A 26,566-nucleotide genomic window follows, 5' to 3' on the forward strand; every position below is an offset into this window, starting at 1 on the left:
GCGTTGCCATCGGCCCGATTCCGACTGTCTTGGCCCACCATGCAACTGAACCGCCCGTGGGGGACCTGCGCCCTCGCTCTCTCTCTGATGTCCGCGCCGCTGCTCGCCAGCGAGGTGGAGTTCATCCCCATGCAATTCACCACCGAGTTCATGGATCAATCCGTCGACCCCGCCGTCGACTTCAACCGCTACGCCAACGGCGGCTGGCTCGACGCCACCGAGATCCCGTCCGACAAGTCCCGCTGGGGCGCCTTTGATGCCCTCGCCGAAAACAACTGGCGCCGCATCCACCTGCTCCTCGAAGAGATCGCCGAGTCCGACGCCCCCGCCGGCTCCAACCTGCAAAAGGTCGCCGACTTCTATCGCACCGCCATGGATACCGCGGCCATCGACGCCGCCGGCATCACCCCGCTCCTGCCGACCTTCGAACAGATCGAGGCCATCGGCGACATCGACGATCTCGCCGACTACGTGGCCGCCGCCCACGCCGGCATCGGCAGCCCCCTCTTCGGCCTCTACATGTATGCCGACCAGCGCAACAACGAGGACGTCATCTTCATCATGGTCCAGGGCGGCCTGAGCCTCCCCACCCGGGACTACTACTTCGACGAGCAATACGCCAAATATCTGCCGCTCTTCGTCGATCACATGACCACGATGTTTGAGCTCGCCGGCACGCCGACCGATCAGGCCCGCGCCGACGCCGAGACCGTGCTCGCTCTCGAAACCAAACTCGCTGGGTTCTCCAAAACGGTCACTGAGCTGCGCGACCCGATCGAAAACTACCACAAGATGCCGATCGCCGAGGCCGACGCGCTCATGCCCGACTTCCCGCTCGAGCGCTACATCCGCGCCCTCGGCGTGCCGGAGTCCGAGACCGAGCTCGACTTTAAACAACCTGAGTTCTTCGCCGGCCTCAGCGAGGTGCTCGCTTCCGAGCCGCTGGAGAACATCAAGACCTACCTGCGCTGGCAGGCGCTCACCAGTGCCGCCCCTTACCTCGCCAGCAGCTTCGAGCAGGAGAACTTCCGCTTCTTCTCCACCGAACTCAGTGGCACGCCCGCCCAGGAACCGCGCTGGCAGCGCTCCGCCCGCATGCTCGATCGCAACGTCGGCTTTGCCCTCGGTGAAGTGTATGTCGCCAAATACTTCCCGCCCGCCGTCAAAGACCGCCTCGAGGAAATGATCGTCACCATGCGCGACGTGCTGCACGAGCGCATCGTCAACCTCGATTGGATGACCGAACCCACCAAGGAGAAGGCGCTCGAGAAACTGAAGACCTTCCGCGTCGTCGTCGGTTACCCGCCGGAGTGGCGCGACTACTCCGCCCTCACCATCACCGACGAGAGCCTCTACGCCAACATCCTGGCCTCCGCCCAATTCGAAACCCAACGCCAGCTCGCGAAGCTGGAGAAGCCCTTCGACAAATCCGAGTGGCTGCGCACGCCCCAGCAGGTCAACGCCTACTACCAGCCGTCCGCCGGCCAACTCGTCTTCCTCGCCGGCATCCTGCAGCCGCCCTACTTCGATCCGGAGCTCGACGACGCCGTCAATTACGGCGCCATCTGCGCCGTGATCGGTCACGAGATCACCCACGGCTTCGACGACAAGGGCCGCAACTACGACGCCCACGGCAACCTCGCCGATTGGTGGACCGAAGCCGACGCGACCGAGTTCGCCGGCCGCGCCCAAAAACTCATCGACCAATACAACAGCTACGAAGTCCTTCCCGAAGTCTTCGTGAACGGCGAACAGACCCTCGGTGAAAACATCGCCGACCTCGGCGGCGTTTCCATCGCCCTCGAAGCCCTGCAACGCTCCATTGCCGGCAAAGAGGATCCCATGATCGACGGCCTCACCCAGGAGCAACGCTTCTTCATCGCCTGGTCCCAAGTTTGGCGCACCAAATACCGCGACGACGCCCTCAAGCGCACCGTCTCCTCCAACGTGCACTCGCCCGGCATGATCCGCGCCATCGGCCCGATCGTGAACGTGCCCGAGTTTTACGAGGCCTTCGGCATCAAGGAAGGCGACCCGATGTGGTTGCCCACCGCCGAGCGCGCGAAGATCTGGTAAGGCCTTCTCGGCCCAGCGGTCCATTTCCCTCCAGCCCGTTCGCCCCGCGCGGACGGGCTTTTTTGCGTCCGCCCACGCTCACCTGTGTTACCGTAGAACCGATCCCGCCGCCAACCGGTCTACGTCCCTCGACTCAGCATGCCCGATTCCCACTCCACCGATCCCAAGCAAGGCGAACGCGAATACTACGCGCAGCTCGGCGATGCCGCCATCGCCCACGCCATCCGCAAACCGTTCTCCGATGAGAACTGCGCCTTCAACCTGGCCAACCTCGCCGCCCTCTTTCACCTCCTCCCTCCACCACCACTGCGCATCCTCCACCTCGGCTGCGGGGTCGGCTGGCTCAGCCACATGCTCGCCGAACGCGGTTACCACGTCACCGGCATCGACATCGCCCCCGAAGCCATCGCCGCCGCCACCCGGCGTCGCGACGAGGCCGGTTTGACCGATCTCGTGTATCAACTCGGCGACTACGAAGACGCCATCAACCACGAGCCCTACGATGTCGTGCTGTTCTACGATGCACTCCATCACGCCGAGGAGCCGTCGCGCGCCCTCACCACCGCCGCAGCGGCCCTGAGGCCCGGCGGCAAACTGATCGCCTTCGAACCCGGCGAAGGTCACCACGACTCCGCCAAGTCCCAACAGGCCATTGCCAATTTTGGCGTGCACGAGGCCGACATGCCCCCGGCGCGCATCATCGCCCTCGGCCACGCCGCCGGATTTAGCCGCCACCAGATCATGCCGCATCCCGCCGATCTCATGGCCGAGCTCTACCACCCCGACTACGCCGTCGCCACCGATCAGATCGCCCTCGCGCGCCGCCAATTCGACCGCTCCTGGCAATTGGTGCGCGAACTCTGGCGCGAGCCCCGCCGCCACGCCTTCACCGTGCTCTGGAAATAGGGGCCGAGGCGCGGCGCGGTGACCGCGAAAAAAACCGTGTTCATTTGGCGCTGGGCGTGGTTAACACAGCGGCTCCTCCAGCGCCCATGATCGAAGTCGACCAACTCACCCGCGTTTTCCGCACCTACAAAAAGCAGCCCGGATTTTGGGGTGGCGTGAAAGGCCTCGTGAAGCGCGAGTTCGAGGAACTCGCCGCCGCCAAGGACATTTCCTTCTCCATCGCCGAGGGCGAATTTGTGGGCTTCCTCGGGCCCAACGGTGCCGGCAAGACCACCACGCTCAAGATGCTGGCCGGCCTCATCTACCCGACCAGCGGCAGCGCGCGGGTCGCCGGCTTCGATCCCACCAAACGCGAGAACGCCTACCGGCGCATTTTCGCCCTCGTGCTCGGCCAGAAGAACCAACTCTGGTGGGACCTCCCCGCCATCGAGTCATTCCACCTGCTGCGCCACATTTACGGTCTGCCCGCCGACCAGTATCAGGAAACCCTCGACGAGCTCGTCGACCTGCTCGCCGTCCGCCACAAGCTCAACGTCATGGTGCGAGAGCTCTCCCTCGGCGAGCGCATGAAGATGGAGCTCATCGCCGCCCTGCTCCACCGTCCCCGCGTCCTCTTCCTTGATGAGCCCACCATCGGTCTCGACGTGGTGTCCCAGCGCGCCGTGCGCTCATTCCTCAAGGCTTACAACAAGCGTCACAAGGTCACCATCCTGCTCACCAGCCACTACATGGCCGACATCCAAGAACTCTGCGACCGCGTCATCGTCATCCACAAGGGCACCAAGATTTACGATGGCGACCTCGCCCGCCTCGAAACCGGCAACGCCGGCACGCGCCAGAAGATCATCACCTTCGAGCCCGACCTGCACAGCGCCGAAAGCGCCGGCCGCGTCGCCTTCCCCGCCGACTGGCAATCCGCTCACGGTGCCACCACTCGCGACGACGCCGGCAAGTTCACCCTCCGGGTCGCCAGCAACAAGGTCGCCGCCGTGTCACAGGAGATCCTGCAACACGGTCCAGTCGCCGATATCACCATCGAAGACGTCCCCCTCGAGGACGTCATCGCCGACCTCTTCGAGCGGCACTGAGGGAAACCTTATTCTCCACCGTTCAACGCTGCGTATTCGACCGGCAGTGCTCCAAGAGTGCTGCGCCTGTTGCGTCCACCGTCATCAACACCTTCCGTGTCGCCAAGCGAATCGAGGCGATTTCAGGCAAACAGGACACCCGCAAAGCATCCAACTCCTGATCACTTAAAATCATCTCAAGCCGTCTGGCGTCATGAAACGAGGTCAACCCTCGCCGCACCCGCAACTCGTGCGCCAGCGTAAATGCGATCTCCGCAAGATTAACATGCAGCCATCGTTGAGCAGCCAATAGTTCCCCTCGCTGGAGCTTCGTTTCTATCGAATCAGCCAAGACATGAGCCCCGACCATAGCGTTCTGCACCGCCGCAGCATCCATTAGCGGCACCATCACTTCCGTGGCGATAATGTTATAAAAACGCTCCCACCTTTGCCCACCCTTCAGCACCTTGTATCCACCCCGCAACAACAAGCGGATGTAGCCGGCGAAACGCCGCACGATAGCGAAGTGCCGGTGAAAACCCAGCAGCAGCAGCAGCCTCAGGAAGGTGACCCGCGGCCACGGCACTACACTCACGTCCACCGTCGCACTCTCGAATTGCAGGGTCACTCGCAACACCCCACCAAAGGCCGGCTGCAAATAGAAACGTTTTATGGGGTGATCACCAACCAGCCTCTGGGCCTCCTGTTCCGAAAGAAAAAGCGCCGGCTGCGTTGTCACAATCTGCAGATCATAGTCTGAGAGTGAATCGGAACCGATCGCATCCTCGCGAGCCCTCGAACCGAACAATAGCACCGCCTTCACCGCAGGCGATTCCAGTAATTTTTCTACTGCTCCAAACATGGGCATCGCTACGAATATAGGCGATCGGCTACCAACATTTGACCGACATCAGGATCTCGTTTCCTGCCATCCCCGGGCCGGCGTGAATGCTCCCGCCGTGCAGGCGCAAAATCTCCTTCGCGATAAACACCGTAAGACGCCCTTGGTTTGGAGTGTCCGTCGCGTTGCTCACAGGTATGATCCCCTCGAGTTCCAGATTACTCCCCTGGATGGAAATGAGAGCTGTGGTTTGCTCTCCTTCCCCGGTGGATCGCAACTGTAGCACCAGAGGTGCCACGACATCTGTCGGTCGGTTCTCCTGCACAGTCCGCACTAGCGATTCCAAGGCAAAGGAGAGCATGGGGGAAACCACCTTCAACTCCACGACTGTGCGCGGAAGCTCCAGCTTTACATCCAAGTCCTTGGCCAACTCCGTCAACATTTGGCCGATATCAGTCAACTCCTCATCACACTCTTCGAGGTTACCCATCGCAGCAAGATCCTCGTTCAAGCGTCTCAATCGTTCCAAATCCTGCAGGATCGTTTGCGCCATACGAGGCGGGATCGGCTTTCCCGAATCCAGATGCTGCAACGAAGTTAACGATACCAAAGCATTACCGATCTCATGGTTCAACGTCAGCGACAAATCCCGCAGCAGAGCCAGACGTTCTTCCCGTTTCGTTTGCGTGAGGTCATATACCTCGCCACTGGCTTCCTCCCAAGTCGCCCAGACACCTCCGGTTTCAGGCACGACGCCAGCAGAAGCACGAAACGGCTGACCGGCTGAGGGTCGGAGGAACTGATTTTCTCCTTCATATCGCACGCGATCTATCAAGGTGCGCACCACCAACGGAACCTGTCGGGACGGCGCTTCATCTCGCCCTAACACAATCCGGGACGGCAAGTATCGATCCCCCACCAGTGAGTCGCGATACAGTCTTTCCAGCCGGGAGTAATGTTGATTCTGTCCAACCAACTGCCGCAGCAATCGCGCCACGGAAATGGCCCGGGATTTATCGTTCTCGTCATACGGCTGTCCGTCATCCCGCACCCCGCAGGATATGATTCCAACCAAGTGCCCGTTGTCATGCATCGGCACCAGTAATCGCGCCCCCCAAATCGCCATCTGGTTGCGCACCGCCATTTCAGCAAGCGGATCAGAAGGACTGGGCCACTCTTCTCCATCCAATACCACCGGATGAGTCGAAAGATAGGAAATCATCGGATCGTGCACCGAACATTGAGACGCACCGCGATCCGCTCGAAACTCCATATCCTCACGGAGGAAAAATACGGTGTGCGAAGCTCGCAACAGGTGGCGCGAGGCCCGACGAAACTCCGCCAACAGGCGTTCTCGCGAAGAAATGTTCTCCACCGCGCCTTCCAAGAAATCCCAAATCTCGACCGGGAGCTGCGAACCTGCGCTGGCCGGCAGCATTGGCGGTCGGCTCAGGCTCGGTCGGCGTGACTTATCCGCCAGAATCTCCAGCGCCGCGCCGCGCTCCGCGACCTCTTCCAACAGCCCGATGTAAGCCACCAGTTGGGTTCGACTTTCCTCATAATTGAGCGAGCAGCGGGCTTGGCCACCTGCCTTCAGGGCCTCAAAGGCCGGGGTGTGTTTTTTGCCCACCAAAACCAACGGACAACGTCCCAACCCACCCGGCACGACATCCGCCTTCAACGCATCGAGCACGATCACAATTGATACCCCTGCAGGGACCGAACCGAACGATTTGACCTGCTCTAGATTCAACAGCGGCCGTCCCCGCGGGATCTGCTTACTCCATGATTCAAGCAGAGACTTGTCGTCAGTGATTAGTAGGAACGATGCGGGCATGGCAGTTGAATGCGAAAGGTAGCTCCCTTTCCGGGCTGATAGGGATCCAAGATGATCGTCGACCCAAGGCTCGACAGGATATCACGGCACACGGTTAGCCCTAACCCAAAACCTTTCGATTTTGTCGAATGAAACGGTTCAAACAACTGCGCACGAGCTTCTGGGGGAATGCCAGGGCCATTGTCCGAGACCTCCAATTCGACAGAATCCCCACGGCTCCGAGTCGTGATCCGCACAGAAACCGCGACACCATCCCGCCTGCTTTCCTGCGCTTGGACCGCGTTGAAACACAGATTCAACAACACCTGTTTTAATCCGTTTGAATCGCTCAGCACGACATCCGGCTCCGCGGTCAAATCCTGCTCAATCGTCACCACGTCCGCATCCGCTCGCGCCATCACCACTTCCACGCTTTCCCTTACGACCGCATGCAAATCGACCTGCGTGGGTTGAAAGTTCTTAGGAGAAGCCAAATCCAGGAGTTGTTCGGTCAGTCGATCTATCCTCGACACCTCCTGCCCGATCAATCGGGAGAAGCGCTCTCTGAACGTGGGGTCATCGTAGTGCTTCGGCATCAACTGCGTGAATGTTTTGATCGAAACCAACGGGTTGCGAATCTCGTGCGCCACACTCGCTCCCAACAGCCCCACCGTCGCCAGTTGCTGAGCACTCTGCGCCTTTTCAATCATCTCGGTGCGCGACAATCCCGTCTGAAAAATCGTGGCCAGCTCCTTCAACTGATTCACTTCCGGAAAGGTCACCGGACGGCGGGTCGCGCGGACTCCAACTCCCACCAGCAGAACAGCGCCGCCTCCTTCCTGCCACAATAGCACCCCCAGTCCGTGTTCCCGCATACAGCGCTTCAATAACCGACGCCCTTCGGTCTCTCGCTCGCGCTCCAATCGTTCGGGCGTCACCCACTTCAGAGACCTGAGTGACTTCAACGCGGGATTGTCCTGATGATATTCTTCTTCACCGATCAGAAAGGACTCTCCCTCGCGGAGTGAGATCAAAGAGTGCTCCGATTGCCCCCAACCGTCCAAAATTGAGCAGAATTTTTTGATCAGAGACTCCGTCTTCGCCTCGGCTTGAGAAGCCCGCACTGCTGCCATTCGCGCCTGGATCGCGTTGGGATAATGAAAGAACGCACGGTCCAATAACCCATTTAGCCAAAACGAAAACCAAAGCATGATTGCCACCGTCGCCGCAAAGGCGACGGAACTGGTGAGGAACATGGATAAGACGATCCAACTCAACCAAGCCAAGGTGACACATGTAGCCCACAACAACCCGCGCTGCAGCGCCACGAGGAAAATGTGACGGGCATCAAAAATGCGGTAAGTCGTGATCGCCACCGCCGTCCACGAGTAAAAGACAAGCACGATAACCGGTTGCAGACTCAATGACACTTGGACGACCGAGCGAATCGCCATCAGAGCCAATATGCACAGCGACGCCGAACATCCGCCCAACAGCCAGACCTGCATCTCCAGACGCGGCAGTCCGGACAAGGTTCGCATTCTTACAAATGTCCGCCAGCCGATGAGCAAATAGAGCAGCAACGTCGCTCCGATGTAAAAATAGTAGCCGCCACCATAAACCCGCTCGGTGTTCGTTGAATACGATGGGATGAACCAATTCGTGTAACAAACGACGGCCAAGGACGTCGATGCCATTGCCCAAGGCAGTGCCCTCAGGACCAATCGCCTTGAAAGTCGATACTTCGCTTCGGCGATCACTTCCTGCACCATCCACGCGCTGAACGGCACAAAGGCACCAATCGCCGTGGTCAAACGCAGGAAGGGCAACCCTTCCTCGGCCAAAAGGGTGAAGTGCAAAGCACCGAGCCACGCCGCCACGTTCACCGAACAAAGCCCCACCATCCGATTCGTCCAGCGACTGGGATTCGCCCAAAGAATGGCTATCCCCAAGCCCAAAACCGCTAAACTGGCAAACAACGCGAAGCTCATCAGCTGCGACTCAATACCATCGCCGAATTTACGCCGGCCAATCCATGTGCATTCACCAAACAATGTTGGTGTCGTAACTTCTCCGCCCGGTTCGATAGCGGGAGATCACAAGCTGGATCCGGGAACGACCAGTTCACCGTCGGCGGGATCTCTCCTGCCTGTAACCCCAGGGCAGCCACTGCCACCTGCAATGCCGGCGCTGCGCCCAGCGCATTGCCCACGCTGCCTTTGATCGACCCCACCATCACACTTTTTATCTCCCCACCGAAGACCTGATGAATCGCCCCACTCTCCGCCGCATCAATCTCGCGGTGGCCCGGCGCCCAGGCACTGAGCACGTCGATATCGCATGGCCGCAATCCCGCGCTCGCAATGGCATGTTCCATCGCCTCGACTAAACCACCGCACAAGGCCGTCGGCCCATCGCTGCCGTTGCCATAACCTGCAATAAAACCGTAACCGTTCCGCGGCGAATCTTCGGGCTCCAGCACCAACATGGCCGCACCTTCTCCGATCGTCCCGGTTGTTCGCCACAAATCGAATGGCCGACAGTGTTTCTCGGCATTCTCCCAAGTTGCCGGCGTAAGTCCCGCCAAACGAAACTCAAGCAACGGATGAATGAAAAGCGGCGCTTCTGCGCCTCCCGCTATCACAATATCTGCTGCGCCGCTCGCAATCAGATCCGCCCCATGCGCGATGGCATCCATCCCGGAGCAACAAGACGACTGCACTGCCATGGCCCGCCCGTTCACTCCCGTCGCATGCAGAATCGCCGCCGGCACGTTGGCCACACTTGTAGAATAAACCAGCCGCGGAGAAACCCCGCGCAATCCACGGCGGGCGAATGATTCCGCGCCATGTGAGATACCGCCAAAATCCATCAATGAGGTTCCGGTCACCACCGCAAAATCCTCTGGGTTGATCTCGCCGGGCGATATACCCGCATCGCGCAACGCCAATATCCCCGCAATCGCTGCGAACCAAGAATGCCTCGCGAGATGCTTCGGCAGCAGCGTTTTCGGCATCACCTCCTCAAGCCCCGCATCGTCCACCGTCGTGGCGATGAACGGTCCCCATTCGCTTCCCAACTGCTCAAACGCCCGCACGCGGCTCACCGGCTCCAAAATGCCCTTCCAAAAGGCATCCCGACCGATGCCAGCAGGGGTCACCGGGCCGACCCCGGTGATCTTCACTCGGCGTCGCCTCATTTGATGGCCGGGAAGGTCAAGTGGACGGTCGTGCCGGAACCGCGTTCGGACTCGATGCCGACGCTCGCACCGTGCGCTCCCAACAAATGCCGGCAAATGCTTAAGCCCAGCCCAGTGCCATGTGTCTTCGTGGTGAAACCACCTTTCAGCGCACTCTTCGCCGTCGCTTCATCCATTCCGGAACCATTGTCGGTGACGAATACTTCCACCGCATCCGCACCTCCGACAAATCTGACCTTCACCTTGTTGGCCCCCGCCTCCAACGCGTTGCGAAACACATTCTGGAAGACCCGCGCCAATTCAAAGCGCGACCCCCGCACCGACGCCGTCAACGCTCCACCAAATTCCAACGCAGCGTTGCTGAAGAAAATCACCTGCTTCACCTCCTCCGCCAACGCTACCAGATCCACCTCCGTGAATTCCGCCGACTGCCGCGCCGCCCGCCGCCAATTCTCCGCCAGGTGGTGACAATACTCCGCCGCCCGTTCCACGATCTGGGCATACTCCTTCAGGCGCTCCGCCTTTCCAGGGGCCACTTGACTGAGTCCATCCGCCTCCTCCGAAAGCAAACCAGAATAACCGATCATCACCGTGAGGGGATTCGCCAAATCGTGCACCAACTCCACTGAGGCCCGCCCCTGCCACACCGAAGACTCCGACTCCGCCATCTCCTGCTTGAGCCGGCTCAGCATGCTCTTGGTCTTTTCCACCGAAGCAGCTTCCCGACGCCGCACCTCCGTGCCCTTCGCTTGCGTCCTCACCGCCTCGAGCAATTCCTGCACATCCGGCGGCTTGCGCAAATACTGATTGGCCCCGCCCAACATCGCTTGCTGCGCCGTCGTCAAGGTGCCGTATCCCGTCAACATCACGACCGCGATCTCCTTGTCCATTTCGCGGATCCGCGCCAGCGCCTTGATGCCATCCATCTCCGGCATCCGGATATCGAGGATCACGACGTCAAAAACTTCATTCGCCAGCTTTTCGAGCGCCTCGATCGCCCGCTCCGCCGTGTCCACTTCAAACTCCGTCCCCAACGTGAACGCAATAGACTCACGCGGACCATATTCGTCATCCACCACCAAAACGCGAATTGGACTCGTCTTCGTGGTTTTATCGGCGGTCAACGGTTCGGCAGCCATGTTGTAAATAGATCAGGGTTCGCATCCTCAGGGCCGGCTCAGTAAAACGGGCGCAGCCACACCCGTAAGGTCCTGATCGCTGCGAGGATGTGTTTGCGAGGTGCCGCCAGCAGTGTCAAGAAGGTCGGATGGCAGTCGTTTGCAGTAACGACTCACTCCACCTCTTTACATGGATTTTACATTTCTAAGCATCCTCGTGCTGCTTGTCGCCTGCGCGATTTACGCCATTCGCCTGCACCTTCGCCAAACGCATGTCGCGACGGAACGCGACTACGCCAAACGCGAACTCGACGCCCTCCGCGCAGCAGCATCCCAAGCCAGCGCCGATCTACAGCGCGAACGCGCCGCCCACGCCGCTGCCGAGCAAAAACTGGCCGCCGTCGAAGCCGAGTCGACCGCCCGCCTCGAAGCCGAGCGCAACCGCTTCGCCGAACAGGAAACGCGCACCAAACAATACCTCGCCGATCTCGAAAAACTGCGTGCCTCCATGCAGACCGAGTTCCAAGCCGTCGCCGCCAAGCTCCTCGACGAGAAATCCAAAAAGTTCTCCGACCAAAACAAGGAACAGGTCGACACCCTCCTCCACCCACTCCGCCAACAGATCAAAGAATTCCGCGAGCGCGTCGACACCGTCTACAAGGGCGACACCGAAGACCGCGCCGCGCTCAAGACGCAGATCGAGCAGCTGCGCCAACTCAACACCCATATCACCGAGGAAGCCTCCGCGCTCACCCGCGCCCTCAAAGGCCAGTCGCAAGCCCGCGGCGCTTGGGGCGAACTCGTCCTCGAGCGCCTCCTCGATTCCGCCGGCCTCGTCAAAGGCGAGAACTACCTCGTCCAGGAATCCATCACCACCACCGACGGCCGCCGCCTCCGCCCCGACATCCTCGTGCGCCTCCCCGACGAGCGTCACCTCGTCATCGATTCCAAGGTCTCCCTCATCGCCTACGAACGCGCCGTCAATGCCGAGGACGACGCCGCCAAAACCGCCGCCACCACCGAGCATGTGCGCGCCGTGCGCACCCACGTCGAGCAGCTCAGCGCCAAGCAATACGACGACACCGGCAAACTCGTCACGCCCGACTACGTCTTCATGTTCGTGCCCCTGGATCACGCCTTCGCTATGGCCATCCACGCCGATCCCGCCCTCTACGAATGGGCCTTCGATCGCCGCGTCATCCTCGTCACCGCCCCCAGCCTGCTCGTCGCCCTCAAGACCGTGGCGATGGTCTGGAAACAGGATCGCCAAACCAAAAACGTCCAAGCCATCGCCGACCGCGGCGGCGCGCTCTACGACAAGTTTGTCGGCCTCATCAACGATCTCGAAAGCATCGGCAAAGAACTCACCCAAGCCCAGAGCGCCTACGACGCCGCCATGAACAAACTCAGCACCGGCCGCGGCAATTTGCTCAACCAAGTCGAGGACCTCAAACGCCTCGGCGCCAAAGCCAAAAAATCCCTCCCCGCCGCCGATCCCGCGCTCGACGACTGAGGCCCCCTACCGCACCTCGGCAAACACCCGCCGCGCTCGCTGGTCGTCCCGCGAAAACACCAACCGCGTCGGCGGTCGGTCCGTGATCTCCAGCACCTCTTCGACCGAGAACGAAGACTCGGTCACATCCGTCGCCACGAAGCGCACCGCCACCGAGACGGGCTGGCGCAGGAAACCGTGAGCGGTCACCGGCAACTCCACGCGTTGCGGGGCCAAACCCACCGCCTGCCGATTCACCACCACCATCCCGGCGCCGTCACCATCAGCCACAGTCACTTCGATGACCGCCATCGCCACCTCCGAACCCGGCTTCTCCAGCGGCAGACCCTGCTCCACCGGCTGAGGCATCGCTTGCGCTTCCTCCGGTTTGATCGTGCCACACCCAGTCAGTGCTCCCATGCCCACCAAAGCACCAAAGGTTATCAGCCACGACTTCACCGGCACATTCATTCGCCAAGCTGCGACCGCCCGCCAAGCCTCAAAGTTCCCGCCGCGCCTTTCACCATTCACCATTCACCATTCACTATTCCCAATTCTCCATGCCTCGCTACATCGCCTTCCTCCGCGGCATTAACCTCGGCAAACGTCGCATCAAAATGGACGCCCTGCGCGCCCTCTTCGCCGAGCTCCCCCTCACCGACGTCGCCACCTACATCGCTTCCGGCAACGTGCTCTTCACCTCGTCCAGTCGCTCCCCCGCCAAACTTGAAGCGACCATCGAATCCCATCTCCAGACGCGCACCGGCTGGGACGTCCCCACCGTCATCCGCTCACTGCCCGAGCTGCAACGCATCGTCGACGAAGCTCCCCTCGGCGACCTGTTCACCGATCAACCCCACGCCAGCACCCAAGTCACCTTCTTTAAAACGCCCGTGCCCGCCGAACTCGCCAGCCGCATCACCGCCACCCATACCGCCACCGATCGTTTTGCCGTGATCGATCGCGAGGCCTATTGGCGCTGCGCCACCAAACTCACCGAGTCCATCGTCTGGAACGACCAGAAGAACAGCACCTATACCCTCCCCGCCGGCACCACGCGCAACCTCAACACCCTGCAGGCCATCCTCGCCTTGTAGGAAATCACACCGCCGGCAGACAAATCCTCACGCCCGCGGCGCTTACTCGTCCGTGACCCGCCCGCGCCTCTGCTTCACCACACTCTTGCGCCGTTTCGATTCCACCTGCCGCCGCTTCGTCGCTGCACTTTTGCCGCGCTTGCGCCGCTTCTCCTTCTCGCGCGCCGCCAACACCGCCGCCCGCGCCGCGTTACGCCGCTCCTCCAACTTTTCACACAGCGCCAGCCACGCCAGTCGCCGATTCACCGCCTGCGAGCGCTCCGTCTGCCGCCGCACCTCCACTCCGGAGTCGCCATGGCGCAACACCACCGTCGACGCCGTTTTGTTAATCTTTTGCCCTCCCGGTCCCGCTCCACGCACAAACCGCTCCTCCACCTCGTGGGCTTCCACGCCGAGGTGCTGCAGTCGTTCTTCGATTTGAGGTGGTAAATCCACGGGTGGCTCCTTTGTTTCGCCCGAAACACTTCCGGCAAATCCGAGTCAACGGACACTTCCGTCCTCTCCTCAACCTTTACCATGATCAACGGTTCCACTTGGTCCCAAAATCTTCGCGCCGAAATCGGCAAGGCCGTCATCGGCCAGGATGATGTTATTGAACGCCTGCTCGTGGCCCTGCTCGCCAACGGTCACGTGCTGCTCGAGGGCATGCCCGGTCTTGCCAAGACCCTGCTCATCAAATCGCTCGGCACCGCCTTGGGCGTCCAGTTCGAGCGCATCCAGTTCACCCCCGACCTCCTACCCAGCGACGTGGTCGGCACCATGATCTTCCAGCCCAAGACCGGCGAGTTCACCGCCCACCGCGGACCCATCTTCGCCAACCTCGTCCTCGCCGACGAAATCAACCGCGCCCCTGCCAAGGTCCAGAGCGCCCTCCTCGAGGCCATGCAGGAACGTCAGGTCACCATCGGCGGCGGCACCATTATTCTGCCCAAGCCCTTCTTCGTCATGGCCACCCAAAACCCGGTCGAGCAAGAGGGCACTTACCCGCTGCCCGAGGCGCAGGTCGACCGCTTCCTCTTTAAGCTGCTCGTCGATTACCCCGAGGCCGACGAAGAGGCGCTCATGATGCAACGCTGGGGCCAGGTCACCAAAGCTCCCGAGCTCAAAGCCGCCTCCTCCGGCGAGGAACTGCTCTCCCTCCGCACCGCCGTCGACGAGATCCACGTCTCGCCCGCCGTGCAGGGTTACATCCTCGCCCTCGTCCGCGGCACCCGCGCTCTCACCGTCCCCGACGACAAGGGCTACCGCCTCCTCAGCTTCGGCGCCTCCCCCCGCGCCTCCCTCGCCCTTTACCAAGCCTCCCGTGCCCTCGCCTGGCTGCGCGGTGAAGACTTCGTGTCGCCCGCCCTCGTGCAGGACATCGCCCACGACGTCCTCCGCCACCGCATCGGCCTCACCTACGAAGCCGAAGCCTCCGACAAGACACCCGATCAAATCCTCGGCGAACTCATCGCCAAAACCCCGGTGCCCTCGGCGTAAAATTTTCGAATTTCGATACTCGATTTTGGATTGAGCTAAACGAGCGACGGGAACGATCGCCTCGTCCCCGCCCATCGAAAATCGAGAATCAAAAATCCAAAATCCCTTGTCTTCCGACACCAACGATCTCGTCACCACCTCCGCCCTGGCCCTCCTGCGGCGTTTGGAGTGGCGCGTGCGTCACGCGGTCGAAACCGTGCTCTCCGGCGAATACCGCTCCGCCTTCCGCGGCCGCGGCATGGAGTTTGATCAGGTCGTGCGTTACGAGTTCGGCGATGACGTGCGTGACATCGATTGGAACGTGACCGCCCGTCTCGGTGAACCCTACCGCAAGAAGTTCGTCGAAGAGCGCGAAATCACCTTCATGGTCCTCTTCGAGGATTCGCCCTCGCTCCAATTCGGCTCCGGCGCCCAATCCAAACGCGAGGCGCTCCTCGAACTCGCCGGCCTCGTCATGCTCCTCGGCGCCGTCAACCGCGACCGCGTCGGCTGTATCCACGCCACCCCTACCGGCTACACCTTCAACGAACCCATGCGCGGACGCGGTGCCATAATGCACTCCGCCGCCAATCTCGTCGGCCGCCCCGCCCCCGCCCTCGACGGTCCGCAATCGGTGGAGTTCCCCTGGCGCCTGCTCTCCAAAGCCGCGCCCAAGCACTCCATTCTCATTTGGCTCGGCGACTTCCCCCCGCGCATCGCGCCCGAGGGCTGGCCGGTGATGGCGCGCCGCTACCAGACCATGGGCTTCCGCGTCGATGACCCCTGGGACCGTGAACTGCCCAGCGGCGACCGCTTCGCCGCCTACGACCCGCTCACCTCCCAACTCGTCACCCTCGACGGCTCCCGCGGCGAACGCGCCGCCCACGCCGCCTGGCGCGAAGAGCGTGAACAGGCCTGGACCGCGCTCTTCCCCGATCCGCTAAGCCGTCTCGTCGTCAGCACCGAAGAAAACCGCCTCGACGCCCTCGTCCGCTTCTTTCACGCGAGACTCGCCGCCCGCTAAACCGCACCGCGCTAATTCCTAAAACCGCCTCCGAACCACATCCCATGTCCGACCACTCCCCTTTAGGATTTAGTGCCTAGGATTTAGGATTTCCCCACCGATTTAGGATTTCCACCTCGTGATCACCTACGCCTTCCAAGACCCGCTTTGGTTCGCCGCCCTGCTTTTGCTGCCGGTGGTGTTCCTGCTGCGCGGTCGCCGACGGCTGCCCGTTCGCGTGGTCCCGTTTGCTGCCGCCTGGCATCGCCCCTCGGCTGTCAACGCGTCCCGTCTGCCCGCCGTCTTCGCCGTGTTGGGACTCATCCTGCTCACCGCCGCGCTCGCCCGCCCGCAGCGCCAAGAGGACCGCCGCGAGGTGCACCAACAGGGCTACGACCTCATGCTCGCGATCGATTTGTCGGGCTCGATGTTGGCCGAGGACTACATGCGCGGCGGCAAACACATCAACCGCCTCCAGGCCATCAAGCCGGTCATCTCCGCCTTCATCAAAGACCGCCCCGGTGACCGCATCGGCATCGTCGTTTTCTCCGGCCGCGCTTACACCCTCGCGCCCCTCACCTTCGACCACGAATGGCTCGCCCGTCAGGTCGAGCGCCTCTCCGTCGGCCTCATCGAAGACGGCACCGCCCTCGGCGACGGACTCGGCGTCGCGCTCTCCCGCCTCGAGCAGGAAGACCGCACCGTCAACAACCGCCGCCAAGGCGCCTTCGTCATTCTTCTCACCGACGGCGTCAACAATGGTGGAGCCCTCGATCCCATCGACGCCGCCGAGATCGCCGTCAACCGCGGCATTCCCGTCTACACCATCGGCGCCGGTCGCAACGGCATGGTGCGAGTGCCGCGCATCGACCCCGCCACCGGTCGCACCATGGGTTACGCCCAACGTATGTCCGAGCTCGATGAAGCCACCTTGCGCCGCATGGCCGACATGACCGGAGCCGACTACTTCCGCGCCGGCGAAAGCGACACGGTCGAGTCCGCCTTCGCCGCCATCGATCGCGCCCAGAAGATCGAGTTCGAAGCCAAGTCCTACCTGCTCGCCGACGAATTGTTTTTCTACTTCGCCGCCCCCGGCGCGCTCCTGCTCCTGCTCGCCGCCGCCCTCGCTGGCCGCACCCGCCGCCGCGGCAGCGATGTTCACGCCGCCCTGTCCTCCGCATGACCTTTCACTGGCCCATTGCTCTTTGGCTACTCGTCCTGCCCGCCGCTCTGATCCTCGCCGAAATCAGCCGCCGGGTGCGCGCCAGTGTGCGACGTCATCCCAAGATCCTGCGCGCCGAAGCCGCCCCCTCCGGTCTGCAACTGCTCGCCGACACTTCCGGTGTGATCGCCAACCGCACCCGCGTGCGCTGGCGCCTCTGGCTCGGCCTCGCGCTCGTCATCACCGCCCTCGCCCGTCCGCAATGGGGCGAAGTGGAAGAACCCGTCTTCGAGCAGTCCCGCGAGATCCTCATCGCCCTCGACCTCTCGCGCTCGATGCTCGCCCCCGACGTCGCCCCCAGCCGACTCGAACGCAGCAAACTCCTCATCACTTCGCTGCTCGAAAAACTGCAGGGCGAACGCGTCGGCCTCATCGTTTTTGCAGGCACCGCCTTCCTCCAAAGCCCGCTCAGCGCCGACTACGAGATCCTCGAAGATTTTCTGCCCGCCCTTGACCCGGCCTTCCTACCGCAGGGCGGCACCGACTACGACGCCCTGCTCACGGCCGCCCTCGACGCGTTCAGCCACGAGACCAACGCCGACCGCTACCTCATCGTCCTCAGCGACGGCGAATCTCAGACCGAGACCTGGCAGAGCCGCGTCGACGAAATGCGCGAACGCGAGATTCATGTGCTCACCCTCGGCGTCGGCACCGCCGACGGCGCCATGCTGCCCGACGGCACCGGCGGGTTCATCAAAGACCAACGCGGCGCCGTCGTCCTCTCTCGCCTCAACCCGTCCACCCTCGAAGACCTCGCCCGCCGCACCAGCGGCCTCTACCGTAACGCCTCCGCCTGGGTCGACCTCTCCGAGCTCCTCCAACAAACCGTCGAGGCCGGCCGCCAAGGCGAGTTTGCCGAAACCCGCCGCGCCCGCCGTATCGAGCGTTTCCAATGGGCTCTCGCGCCCGCCATGCTCTTCCTGCTCTGGAGCTTCTGGCGCGAGTTTCCCGTGCAGCCTCGCCAGCGCGCCATGACTGTTAAAACGGCCTCTCGCCGCGCCACCAGCATCGCCGCACTGCTCGTATCCGCGTTTCTCTTACAACCGGCGCCAACCACCCGCGCCGTCGAAAAAGTCGACGCGACCGGCAACACCATCGACGATCCCAACCAGATCCTCCAACCGCTGAACGGCGAAGGTGCCGAAACCACCGAACCGCCCCCGCCGCCGGAGGCCCCGGTGCGCGACGTCATCGGCCGCCTCGCCCTCAAGGACGAGATCACCGCCAGCGACTACGCCGAGGTCGCCAACGACACCCTCACCTACGGCGAGACCGTCAAGTCCGCCGGTGAGCAGCTTCACAAACCCGCCGTCCATGACGCCCTCGATGCGGTCGACGCCGGTGAAGCTCTCGATGCCGACGCCGCCGATTGGCCCGCCCTCCGCGCCGCGCTCGAAAAGCTGCTCGAGGATCCGCCCCCGCAAGATCAACAGGATCAGGACGGTGACCAAGGCGAGGACGGTGATCAGGAAAACCAGGACGACCAACAAAACCAAGGTGACCAAGGTCAGCAGGACCAGAACGGTGACCAGGGCGAAAACGACGACCAAGGTGAGTCCGGCGACCAAGGCAATCAGGGCGAGCAAGATCAACAGGGCGAGAACGGTGACCAATCCGACCAGTCCCAATCCGAGCAGGAAGACGGTTCCGATTCACAACAAAGCCAGGACGGCGAAGGCGACGAGCAACAGAACCGCGATCCCGCCGGCTCCGACAACCAATCCCAGGATTCCGAACACCGCCCTCCCGAAAACCGCGAGTCCGCGTTCGGTGATCTCGGCGACGAGGAGGAAGAGGCCCCGCAGCCGCAACCCCAGCCCCAACCGCAACCTCAGCCCACCCAAGCCGGCAACCAAAGTATCGGCGGCAAACCCACCCAGAGCACCGAGGCCACCGACAACCCCGCTCTCGCCGTGCCCCTGCAAAAACTCGACCAACTCAAGCAGCAGGACTCTCCCGCTCAGCTCTTTCAACTCATGCAAGATCCACAATCCACGAAGTCCGATCCCGGACGCGATTGGTGACCATGCGCAACCGACTCCTCCTCCTCTTCCTGGCCCTCGCCTGCACCCTCGGTCTGTCCGCCCAGACCGTCCGCTGGCAGCAGCCCGACTACTTCGCCATCGGCCAAGTCTCCAACTTGGTGCTCTTGCTCAACAACTGTGAGATCGAGGGCGACCTCACCATCCCGCAGGTCCCCAACCTCGAGATCGGCCAACCCCAGCGCGGTGAGCAAAGCTCCACCCGTATCATCAACGGCGCCCGCACCGACCAGGTCCTCGTGTATTACGCCTTCCCGGTGCGCCCCCTCGATCAGGGCCCGGTCCAAATCCCCACCTTCACGCTGCAGACCAATGCCGGCCCGCAAACCGTGCCCGGCCTCAGCGTGCCCGTGCGCGAAGCCACCCTCGGCGACACCAACATCCTCATTTCCGACATCACCGCCTCGACCCTCGAGGTCGGCGACGGCAGCCCGATCTGGGCCGGCCAAGTCGTGCCGATCACCTACTCGCTCGGCGTGTCCGCCCGCTTCAACGCCAACCTCGCCAGCGAACCGTCCTGGGAACCCTCCCCGCTCATCGTCGAGTCGTGGACCGACCCCACCGGCCGCGCCGAGGGCTCCGGTCGCGACGCCCGCAAACTCGTCACGTATCCCTCCCGCGGATACTTCCCCGCCCCCGGCAGCTACACGGTCAACTCCGTGCAACAGTCGGTGAACATCGGCATCCCGTCCTCCGGATTCTTCAACTCCCTCCGCGGCGAAACCTTCGCCATCACCAGCGACGCTCCGCAGGTCACCGTGCAACCGCTGCCCGCCCCCGCACCCGCGTCCTTCGCCGGCGCCGTCGGTTCCTTCACCCTCACCTCCCAAATCGTCCCCGAAGACGCCGCCGTCGGCGATCCGATCACGTGGACGCTCGCCCTCGAAGGCACCGGCAACTGGCCGGTCATCTCCGCCCTGCCCGCCCGCCAGGCTTCCAACACCTTCCGCGTCGTTCAACCCGAAGCCACCCGCTCCAATCCCGAGGGCAAACTCTTCGACGGCAGTATCTCCGAGGACGTCATCCTCATCCCCACCACCGCCGGCACCTTCACCCTGCCCGCCGTCGAGTGGACCTACTTCGACCCGACCTCCGGCACCTACCAAACCCTCACCACCGAAGCACACGAGCTGACCATCAGCCCCGCCGCCACCACCTCGACGCCCGCGACCAACCCCACCGCCGCCAACGGCACCACGCCGCCCGCCGTCAACGGTCCGCTGCCGCTCGACGCCACCGCGCCCATTCGCTCCGCACCGGCCCCCGACTCCCCGTCGGCCCTGCCCCTCGAGCCCTTGCCCGCCGCGCCCATCGCCGCCCTGCCGCTCGCTCGCCGCGACCTTGCCGTCGCCGGCATCGCCCTCGCCGCGCTGCTGCCCCTGCTGTGGCTCGTCCTCGCTTATCGCCACGCTCGCGCCGCCGATCCGGGCCGCATCGCCCGCGCCGCCAAACGCCAGCTGCCCGTCGCCATCAGCCGCGTCAGCCACGCCGCCACGCCGACCGATCGCTCCGCCGCGCTGTTGGAGTGGCAGCGCCTCACCGCGATCCTTTGGCAGTCTCCGCTCGCCACGCCCTCGGCCAGCCTCTTCGCCTCCGACGACACCTGGCATCAACTCTGGCAGGAAGCCGATCGCGCGCTCTATGCCCGCGACGTCGAACTGCCCGCCGACTGGACCCAGCGCGCCCACGCCGCCGCCAAACAGAAGCGCGGCCCCGGATTCCCCGTCTTCCGTTGCCTGGCCCTGCGTCACCTCTTCCCGGCCATCGCACTCCTGCTCACCGCCTTGGCCTTGACGCCGAACCACCTTCCGGCCGCCGAACCCGCCGCCGATCCGATCGCCGCCTACCAGAGCGGCGACTTCGCCGCCGCCGAAGCCACCTGGCGCGCCGCCGTTGATGCTGCGCCGACCGACTGGGTCGCCCACCACAACCTCGCCCTCGCCCTCGCCCAGCAGAACCGTTGGAACGAAGCCGGAGCGCACGCCGCCGTCGCCTTCCTCCAAAACCCGCGCGATCCCTCCACCCGCTGGCACCTCAACTACGTGCTCGATCGCGCCGGCTACAGCCCGCCCATCATCGGCCGCTTCCTCAATCCGTCGTGGACCGAAAAGATCGCCGCCCAGGCCTCTCCGCCTGAGTGGCAACGGCTCCTGCTCCTCGCCTTCGTGATCTTCGTCGCCGCCATCGCCGCGATCATCGTCTGCGCCTACCAACCGCGCTGGCGCCTCCTCCGCGCCTTTGCCTGGCTCATGGTGGTGCTCGCCATCGGCACCGCCGCCGGCGCCGGCCTCAGCCTGCGCACCTACGGCCTCACCATCGAGTCCGACGCCGTGCTCACCTGGCGCTCCGCCACGCTGCGCTCGATCCCCAGCGACTTGGACGAAGAACAACAATCCACCCCGCTCGCCCCCGGCTCCCTCGCCCGCGTGCAAAAGTCCTTCCTCGGCTGGCGCCAACTCAGCTTCCCCAACGGCCAAACCGGCTGGATCCGCGCCGAAGAACTGGTCGGAATTTGGAAGAAAAAATAGTGAATGGTGAGTGGTGAAAGGCTCCGAACTGCCTCCCCTTCTCGTTTCACCATTCACTCTTCACCATTCACCATTCACCATTCTTCCCGTTTTCCGCGCCATCCGCAGCATCGACTCCTCGCTGTTGAATTCGGCCATGCGCTCGATCTCGATCCACGCGAGGTCATGCGACTCATCGGACACCACGAACGCTTCGTCCGCATTTGCCTCGACCATGAAGCGCAGGTCGTAATGCCAATGCTCCGGTTCTCCCTTGCGGGCCGGAATCCGATGCCGATCGACGTCAAACAGCGTCGGCGACACCAAACGCAACTCGCTCAGGCCGCTCTCCTCCTCCGCCTCGCGCATCGCCACCGCCGCGATGTCGAGATCGCCGTCGGCGTGCCCGCCGAGCTGCAGCCACATGTTTAGTTTTCGATGATGTGTGAGCAGCGTCTTGCGCCGCGTGCGATCCACGATCCACGCCGATCCGGTCAGGTGACCGACTTCCAACGAGCGCTCCGCGCAACGCGGCTCCGCTTCCACAAACGACAGCGTGGCTTCCACCATCGCCGCCTCATGACCAGCCTCAGCTCCGCTCACCAAATGCGCCCGCAGCAGCGCCGCGACGTGTTCACGCGTTCCCACGACGGCCATCAGGAGGACCTCCACAACGCATCCACTTCAAAGGCTTCGGGTGAGGTCAGCAGCGGCCAGATTTCCTCCACCGTCGACGCCACGCCAAAGAGCTTGCGCATGCCATCCGACTTAAAGCGCTCCACGATCATGCGCTCCAAAAACTTCAACAGATCGTCGTAGAAGCCATCTTGATTGAGCAGCACCAACGGCTTCTGCGTGAGCGCCAACTGTCGCTCCACCATGATCTCGCTCACCTCCTCCAGCGTGCCAATGCCGCCCGGCAAAGTGATGAACCCATCCGCGCGCTCCGCCATCACGCGCTTACGTTCGCGCATCGTGTCCACGGTGATCAACTCGTCGGCCTCGTCGTAAGCCAACTCCCGCGACTTCATGAAGTCCGGAATCACGCCCACGACATGACCACCCGCCTGATGCACGCCCTTGGCCACCGCGCCCATCGTGCCCACGTTGCCGCCGCCGTAGATCAGCCCCCAGCCTTGCTCGGCCAACCCGCGCCCCACCGCTTCCCCCACCTCATAATACTTGGGGTCCAGTTTCCGACTCGAAGAACAATACACACAAATCAGCTTGGTCATGAGCCCCCCGGAACAACCACATTCCCCCGCGGCCCACAAGCCCGCCTTCCAAACGTTTCTTTTTAACCACGGATGAACACGGATGGCTCCACTAACGTTTCGCCTTTGGGACCTCGTTTCAGTGGTTTCGGACAACTTCAAATCCTTGCTGCGCGTAGCCGGTAGGCGAAGCCATCCGTGTTCATCCGTGGTTAAAAAAACACTCTGCCTCTCCGCCATTTCCTCCACACCCTACCCCTCCGTGGTTCACACCTCCCAACCCTATCTCGGTCGCCTCGCGCCTTCGCCCACTGGGCTGCTGCACTTGGGTCACGCGCACACCTTTTGGCTCGCCGCCCAGCGCGCCGCCGCGGCTGGCGGTTCGCTCCTGCTGCGCAACGACGACCTCGATGCCGCCCGCTGCCGTCCGGAGTTCGTTGAAGCTTTTCAAAACGATCTGCGTTGGCTCGGCCTCTCGTGGACCGAGCCCATGCTAACCCAAAGCCAACGCGTCCCGCTCTACCGCGCCGCCCTCGCCCGCCTCCACGCCGCGGGTCACATCTACCCCTGCCATCACTCGCGCCGCGAGATCGCCGAGGCCGCAAGCGCTCCGCACGAAAACGGTCTCAACGACGAACCGCTCTACCCCGCGGAATGGCGCCCGCCGCCCGACGCCTCGTTACCCCCGCTCACCGATCCCATCATCTGCAACTGGCGCTTCCGCGTCCCCGACGGCGAAACCGTCGCTTTCACCGATGCCCACGCCGGCCCGCAATCCGCCATCGCCGGCCGAGACTTCGGCGACTTCCTCGTCTGGCGCAAAGACGACGTGCCCAGCTACCAACTCGCCTGCGCCCTCGACGACGGGGAACTCGGCATCACCGAAGTCGTCCGCGGCGACGACCTCATCAAATCCACCTTCCGCCAACTCCTCCTCCTGCGCGCCCTCGGCCTGCCCGAGCCCACCTACTACCACGCCGACCTCGTAACCGACGACACCGGCCAACGCCTCGCCAAACGCCACGACGCCCTCTCTCTCCGCGCCCTCCGCGACTCCGGCCAATCCCCCGCCCAACTCATCGAGCGGTTCTAATTTCAGCGTTTCAGTTTTCAGCGTTTCAGCATTTCAAAGATCAGATGATCCGCATCGGTGTCCTCAACATTTCCGACCGCGCCGCCGCCGGCGTTTATGCCGACGAACCCGGCCAAGCCTGCGTCGCCCTCCTGCGCGAATGGCTCACCACGGAGTTTGAGCCCGTGTATGCCATCATCCCCGATGAACAGCGGCAGATCGAAGCCGAGCTCATCCGCCTCGCCGACACCGCCCACTGCGCCCTCATCGTGACCACCGGCGGCACCGGTCCGGCCGCGCGCGACGTGACCCCCGAAGCCACCGAAGCCGTCTGCGAAAAGATGCTCCCCGGCTTCGGCGAACTCATGCGCGCCACCTCGCTGCGCTACGTGCCCACCGCCATCCTCTCGCGCCAAACCGCCGGCACCCGCGGCGCGACCCTCATCGTCAACCTGCCCGGCCGCCCCAAAGCCATCCGCGAAAACCTCGAGGCCGTTTTCCCCGCCATCCCCTACTGCATCGACCTCATCGGCGGCCCCCGCCTCGAAACCAACCCCGAGGTCATGCCCATCTTCCGCCCCAAGCAATAGGACTTCAAAATGTAGCAGCGGCCATCTTGGCCGCTCCTCGTTGCCCCTCCGCCCCTTCTACCGCCGTCGCGCAACTGCTTCGCTGTTTCCTCCCTTCCCTCTCCCAAACCGCCTTCAGAGCTCCGTATACTTATCCGCCCGGCCCTTGGCCTTCTCCACCGGATACTTCGCCGCGTTGGCGGCCATCTTGCGTTCGATCGCCGCGGCCAGATCGATGCCGGTCATGTTGGCGAACTCGATCGCGTAGATCACCACATCGGACAATTCCTCCTCGATCTTCGCACGCTTCACCGGCTCCTTCACCGCATCGCGCGAGGCCTCGGACGTCGTCCACAGGAAGTGCTCCATCAGCTCTCCGGCCTCAGCCGCCAGCGCCATACTCAGGTTCTTGGGCGCATGAAACTGCTCCCAATCGCGTTCCTGCGCAAAGCCCAACACCCGGGCTTTGATCTCCGCCAACGTCGTCACGTCGTCACTCATCGTGCTCATAGGCTCGCGACGATGGCTTGTCCCGACATAGGACGCAATCTCCCACCGCCTCAGCATCGCGCCCTGAGTCACGCAATCTTGGCCATGGATAGCACAGATTCCCACGGATCCGATCCACGCTCGTCCCTGCCCATCCTTGAAATCCGTGGCTAAACCTTCGTCTCGCCGCGTGACCGCCACCACGCCGCGAAGATACTCCCGATCACAGAATGCATCGCGGCTGAGATCGCGCAGGGCACCGCCGCGAGGGCCACGCCACTCGCCGGATTTATGAAGTGCTTGTTCGCCAGGACCACGCCCAAACCGGAGTTCTGCATCCCCACTTCAATCGCCACGGTCCGCGCGGAGCGCTCCCGCAACTTGAGCAAGCGCGCCAAGCCGTAGCCCAGCGAGAACCCGAAGAGATGCAGCAGCGTCACTGCCAGCAACAGCGGACCAAAGCTCGCTTTCACTTCGTCCACCCGCTGCCCAATGATGCTCGCGCAGATCAGCGCGATCACGATGACCGACACCAAGGGCGCCACCGGCAGCAAGCGCTGCACGGGACGGTGGAAATACCGGTTGAGCACCACGCCCAGCACCACCGGGATAAACACGACTTGGATCGTGCTCTGAAAGAGCCCCCACGCATCCACCGGCACCCGCGTGCCCACCAAGGTCGCCGTCAGCAAGGGCGTCATCACCGCCGCCGCCAAGGTCGAACACGCCGTCATCACCACCGACAGACACACGTCGGCTTTGGCGATGAAGGTCACGACATTGGATGCCGTCCCGCCCGGACAGCACGCCACCAGCACCAGCCCCACCGCGTATTCAGTGGGCAACGACAACGCCCACCCCAGGCCCCAGCCCAGCAGGGGCATGATGGTGTATTGGGCCACGAAGCCCACCGCCACCGCCTTGGGCATCGTCTTGATGCCGCGGAAGTCCTCCAGCGTGAGCGTCACGCCCATGCCGAGCATGATCACCGCGAGTCCCCACACGATCCACGGACCGCGAAACCACGTGAAGGCATCCGGCACCACCAAGGCGGCGCCACACAGCGTGAGGACCCAAAGCGGGAAGGCATGGGTCAACCAGGCAAACAGTCGGGGTAGGGGCATAAACCGCGACGCTGAAACCTCCCACCCCCTCACGCAACCCCGTCCACCGCCGCCGCGGCAAGGATGCCGCGCCCACCTCGTCCACCCCAAAGTGGCCGAGGCTTCCAGCCTCGGCCCCCTGCCCCTCCGCCATCCCCCATCTCCCATCCCGCATCCCGTATCCCACATCCCGCATCCCGCATCACCCATCCCGCATCCCGATCGCCCGCCGTCACCCAATCTTCACGCGCAAAAATGCCCTCTGCACTTGGCAC

Annotated in this window: 23 protein-coding genes; 12 read left to right on the plus strand and 11 right to left on the minus strand. The window is 63.0% G+C overall.

Going from position 1 to position 26,566, the window contains the following annotated elements; all coding sequences use genetic code 11:
- Window positions 1-39: 39 nt before the first annotated feature.
- The 3 genes from K1X11_RS05120 (at window position 40) to K1X11_RS05130 (ending at window position 4,070) form a co-directional block, all read left to right on the plus strand.
- The gene (locus tag K1X11_RS05120; protein ID WP_221031873.1) at window positions 40-2,076 is read left to right on the plus strand and encodes a M13 family metallopeptidase; all 2,037 of its coding nucleotides are present in this window, start codon (window positions 40-42) and stop codon (window positions 2,074-2,076) included.
- 138 nt (window positions 2,077-2,214) lie between these two features.
- Window positions 2,215-2,982, plus strand: coding sequence for a class I SAM-dependent methyltransferase (locus K1X11_RS05125; RefSeq protein ID WP_221031874.1), 768 nt, complete (start codon window positions 2,215-2,217; stop codon window positions 2,980-2,982).
- An 86-nt stretch (window positions 2,983-3,068) separates the two neighbouring features.
- Window positions 3,069-4,070, plus strand: a complete 1,002-nt coding sequence (locus tag K1X11_RS05130; protein WP_221031875.1) for an ABC transporter ATP-binding protein — start codon at window positions 3,069-3,071, stop codon at window positions 4,068-4,070.
- 22 nt (window positions 4,071-4,092) lie between these two features.
- On the opposite strand, the gene K1X11_RS05135 is transcribed toward K1X11_RS05130, so the two are convergent.
- Genes K1X11_RS05135 through K1X11_RS05155 form a run of 5 tightly spaced genes read right to left on the minus strand, consistent with a single transcriptional unit; the run spans window position 4,093 to window position 11,044 of the window.
- A complete protein-coding gene (locus K1X11_RS05135) occupies window positions 4,093-4,917 on the minus strand; it encodes a nucleotidyltransferase family protein (protein WP_221031876.1) in 825 nt (274 codons plus the stop codon).
- Window positions 4,918-4,939: 22 nt separating this feature from the next.
- Window positions 4,940-6,727: an ATP-binding protein gene (locus tag K1X11_RS05140; protein ID WP_221031877.1), complete on the minus strand. Its 1,788-nt coding sequence runs from the start codon at window positions 6,725-6,727 to the stop codon at window positions 4,940-4,942.
- Window positions 6,706-8,697: a sensor histidine kinase gene (locus K1X11_RS05145; RefSeq protein WP_221031878.1), complete on the minus strand. Its 1,992-nt coding sequence runs from the start codon at window positions 8,695-8,697 to the stop codon at window positions 6,706-6,708. Before K1X11_RS05145 ends, K1X11_RS05140 begins: the two co-directional genes overlap by 22 nt.
- Window positions 8,697-9,890, minus strand: coding sequence for a beta-ketoacyl-[acyl-carrier-protein] synthase family protein (locus tag K1X11_RS05150; protein WP_221031879.1), 1,194 nt, complete (start codon window positions 9,888-9,890; stop codon window positions 8,697-8,699). The genes K1X11_RS05145 and K1X11_RS05150 overlap by 1 nt, the downstream gene beginning before the upstream one ends.
- A gap of 11 nt (window positions 9,891-9,901) precedes the next feature.
- Entirely contained in the window at window positions 9,902-11,044 is a 1,143-nt protein-coding gene (locus tag K1X11_RS05155) for a response regulator (protein ID WP_221031880.1), read from the minus strand.
- A 169-nt stretch (window positions 11,045-11,213) separates the two neighbouring features.
- On the opposite strand from K1X11_RS05155, the gene K1X11_RS05160 reads away from it, so the two are divergent.
- Window positions 11,214-12,536 (plus strand): DNA recombination protein RmuC, encoded by a 1,323-nt coding sequence (locus tag K1X11_RS05160; protein WP_221031881.1) that lies wholly within the window; start codon window positions 11,214-11,216, stop codon window positions 12,534-12,536.
- Between the two features lie 6 nt (window positions 12,537-12,542).
- Here K1X11_RS05160 and K1X11_RS05165 read toward each other — a convergent pair whose 3' ends face one another.
- The gene (locus K1X11_RS05165; protein ID WP_221031882.1) at window positions 12,543-12,935 is read right to left on the minus strand and encodes a hypothetical protein; all 393 of its coding nucleotides are present in this window, start codon (window positions 12,933-12,935) and stop codon (window positions 12,543-12,545) included.
- Window positions 12,936-13,075: 140 nt separating this feature from the next.
- Here K1X11_RS05165 and K1X11_RS05170 point away from each other — a divergent pair, with 140 nt between their 5' ends.
- A complete protein-coding gene (locus K1X11_RS05170) occupies window positions 13,076-13,612 on the plus strand; it encodes a DUF1697 domain-containing protein (protein WP_221031883.1) in 537 nt (178 codons plus the stop codon).
- 42 nt (window positions 13,613-13,654) lie between these two features.
- On the opposite strand, the gene K1X11_RS05175 is transcribed toward K1X11_RS05170, so the two are convergent.
- Window positions 13,655-14,047: a peptide chain release factor family protein gene (locus K1X11_RS05175; protein ID WP_221031884.1), complete on the minus strand. Its 393-nt coding sequence runs from the start codon at window positions 14,045-14,047 to the stop codon at window positions 13,655-13,657.
- Between the two features lie 81 nt (window positions 14,048-14,128).
- Between K1X11_RS05175 and K1X11_RS05180 the strand changes: the two genes are divergently transcribed.
- From K1X11_RS05180 to K1X11_RS05200, 5 genes are all read left to right on the plus strand, one after another.
- Window positions 14,129-15,091, plus strand: a complete 963-nt coding sequence (locus K1X11_RS05180) for an AAA family ATPase (RefSeq protein ID WP_221031885.1) — start codon at window positions 14,129-14,131, stop codon at window positions 15,089-15,091.
- 106 nt (window positions 15,092-15,197) lie between these two features.
- Window positions 15,198-16,094, plus strand: coding sequence for a DUF58 domain-containing protein (locus K1X11_RS05185; protein ID WP_221031886.1), 897 nt, complete (start codon window positions 15,198-15,200; stop codon window positions 16,092-16,094).
- Between the two features lie 118 nt (window positions 16,095-16,212).
- Window positions 16,213-17,256 carry a VWA domain-containing protein gene (locus tag K1X11_RS05190; RefSeq protein WP_324726101.1) on the plus strand — a complete coding sequence of 348 codons (1,044 nt, stop codon included), beginning with the start codon at window positions 16,213-16,215 and terminating at the stop codon, window positions 17,254-17,256.
- Window positions 17,253-19,319, plus strand: a complete 2,067-nt coding sequence (locus K1X11_RS05195; protein WP_221031887.1) for a vWA domain-containing protein — start codon at window positions 17,253-17,255, stop codon at window positions 19,317-19,319. Before K1X11_RS05190 ends, K1X11_RS05195 begins: the two co-directional genes overlap by 4 nt.
- Window positions 19,320-19,321: 2 nt before the next feature.
- Window positions 19,322-21,865, plus strand: a complete 2,544-nt coding sequence (locus tag K1X11_RS05200) for a BatD family protein (RefSeq protein WP_221031888.1) — start codon at window positions 19,322-19,324, stop codon at window positions 21,863-21,865.
- A 60-nt stretch (window positions 21,866-21,925) separates the two neighbouring features.
- Here the strand turns inward: K1X11_RS05200 and K1X11_RS05205 are convergent, their stop codons facing one another.
- Window positions 21,926-22,501 (minus strand): NUDIX hydrolase, encoded by a 576-nt coding sequence (locus K1X11_RS05205; protein ID WP_221031889.1) that lies wholly within the window; start codon window positions 22,499-22,501, stop codon window positions 21,926-21,928.
- Complete coding sequence (locus tag K1X11_RS05210; RefSeq protein WP_221031890.1) at window positions 22,501-23,079, minus strand: LOG family protein; 579 nt, start codon at window positions 23,077-23,079, stop codon at window positions 22,501-22,503. Before K1X11_RS05210 ends, K1X11_RS05205 begins: the two co-directional genes overlap by 1 nt.
- A 241-nt stretch (window positions 23,080-23,320) precedes the next feature.
- On the opposite strand from K1X11_RS05210, the gene gluQRS reads away from it, so the two are divergent.
- Window positions 23,321-24,151: a tRNA glutamyl-Q(34) synthetase GluQRS gene (gene gluQRS, locus K1X11_RS05215; protein WP_324726102.1), complete on the plus strand. Its 831-nt coding sequence runs from the start codon at window positions 23,321-23,323 to the stop codon at window positions 24,149-24,151.
- A 44-nt stretch (window positions 24,152-24,195) separates the two neighbouring features.
- On the plus strand, window positions 24,196-24,720 hold the full coding sequence (gene mog / locus K1X11_RS05220; protein WP_221031892.1) for a molybdopterin adenylyltransferase: 525 nt from the start codon (window positions 24,196-24,198) through the stop codon (window positions 24,718-24,720).
- Window positions 24,721-24,834: 114 nt separating this feature from the next.
- On the opposite strand, the gene K1X11_RS05225 is transcribed toward mog, so the two are convergent.
- Window positions 24,835-25,209, minus strand: coding sequence for a nucleotide pyrophosphohydrolase (locus K1X11_RS05225; protein ID WP_221031893.1), 375 nt, complete (start codon window positions 25,207-25,209; stop codon window positions 24,835-24,837).
- Between the two features lie 149 nt (window positions 25,210-25,358).
- The gene (locus tag K1X11_RS05230; protein WP_221031894.1) at window positions 25,359-26,312 is read right to left on the minus strand and encodes a bile acid:sodium symporter family protein; all 954 of its coding nucleotides are present in this window, start codon (window positions 26,310-26,312) and stop codon (window positions 25,359-25,361) included.
- Window positions 26,313-26,566: the final 254 nt, after the last annotated feature.

Origin of the sequence: Actomonas aquatica (assembly GCF_019679435.2) — a bacterium.
GTDB lineage: Bacteria > Verrucomicrobiota > Verrucomicrobiia > Opitutales > Opitutaceae > Actomonas > Actomonas aquatica.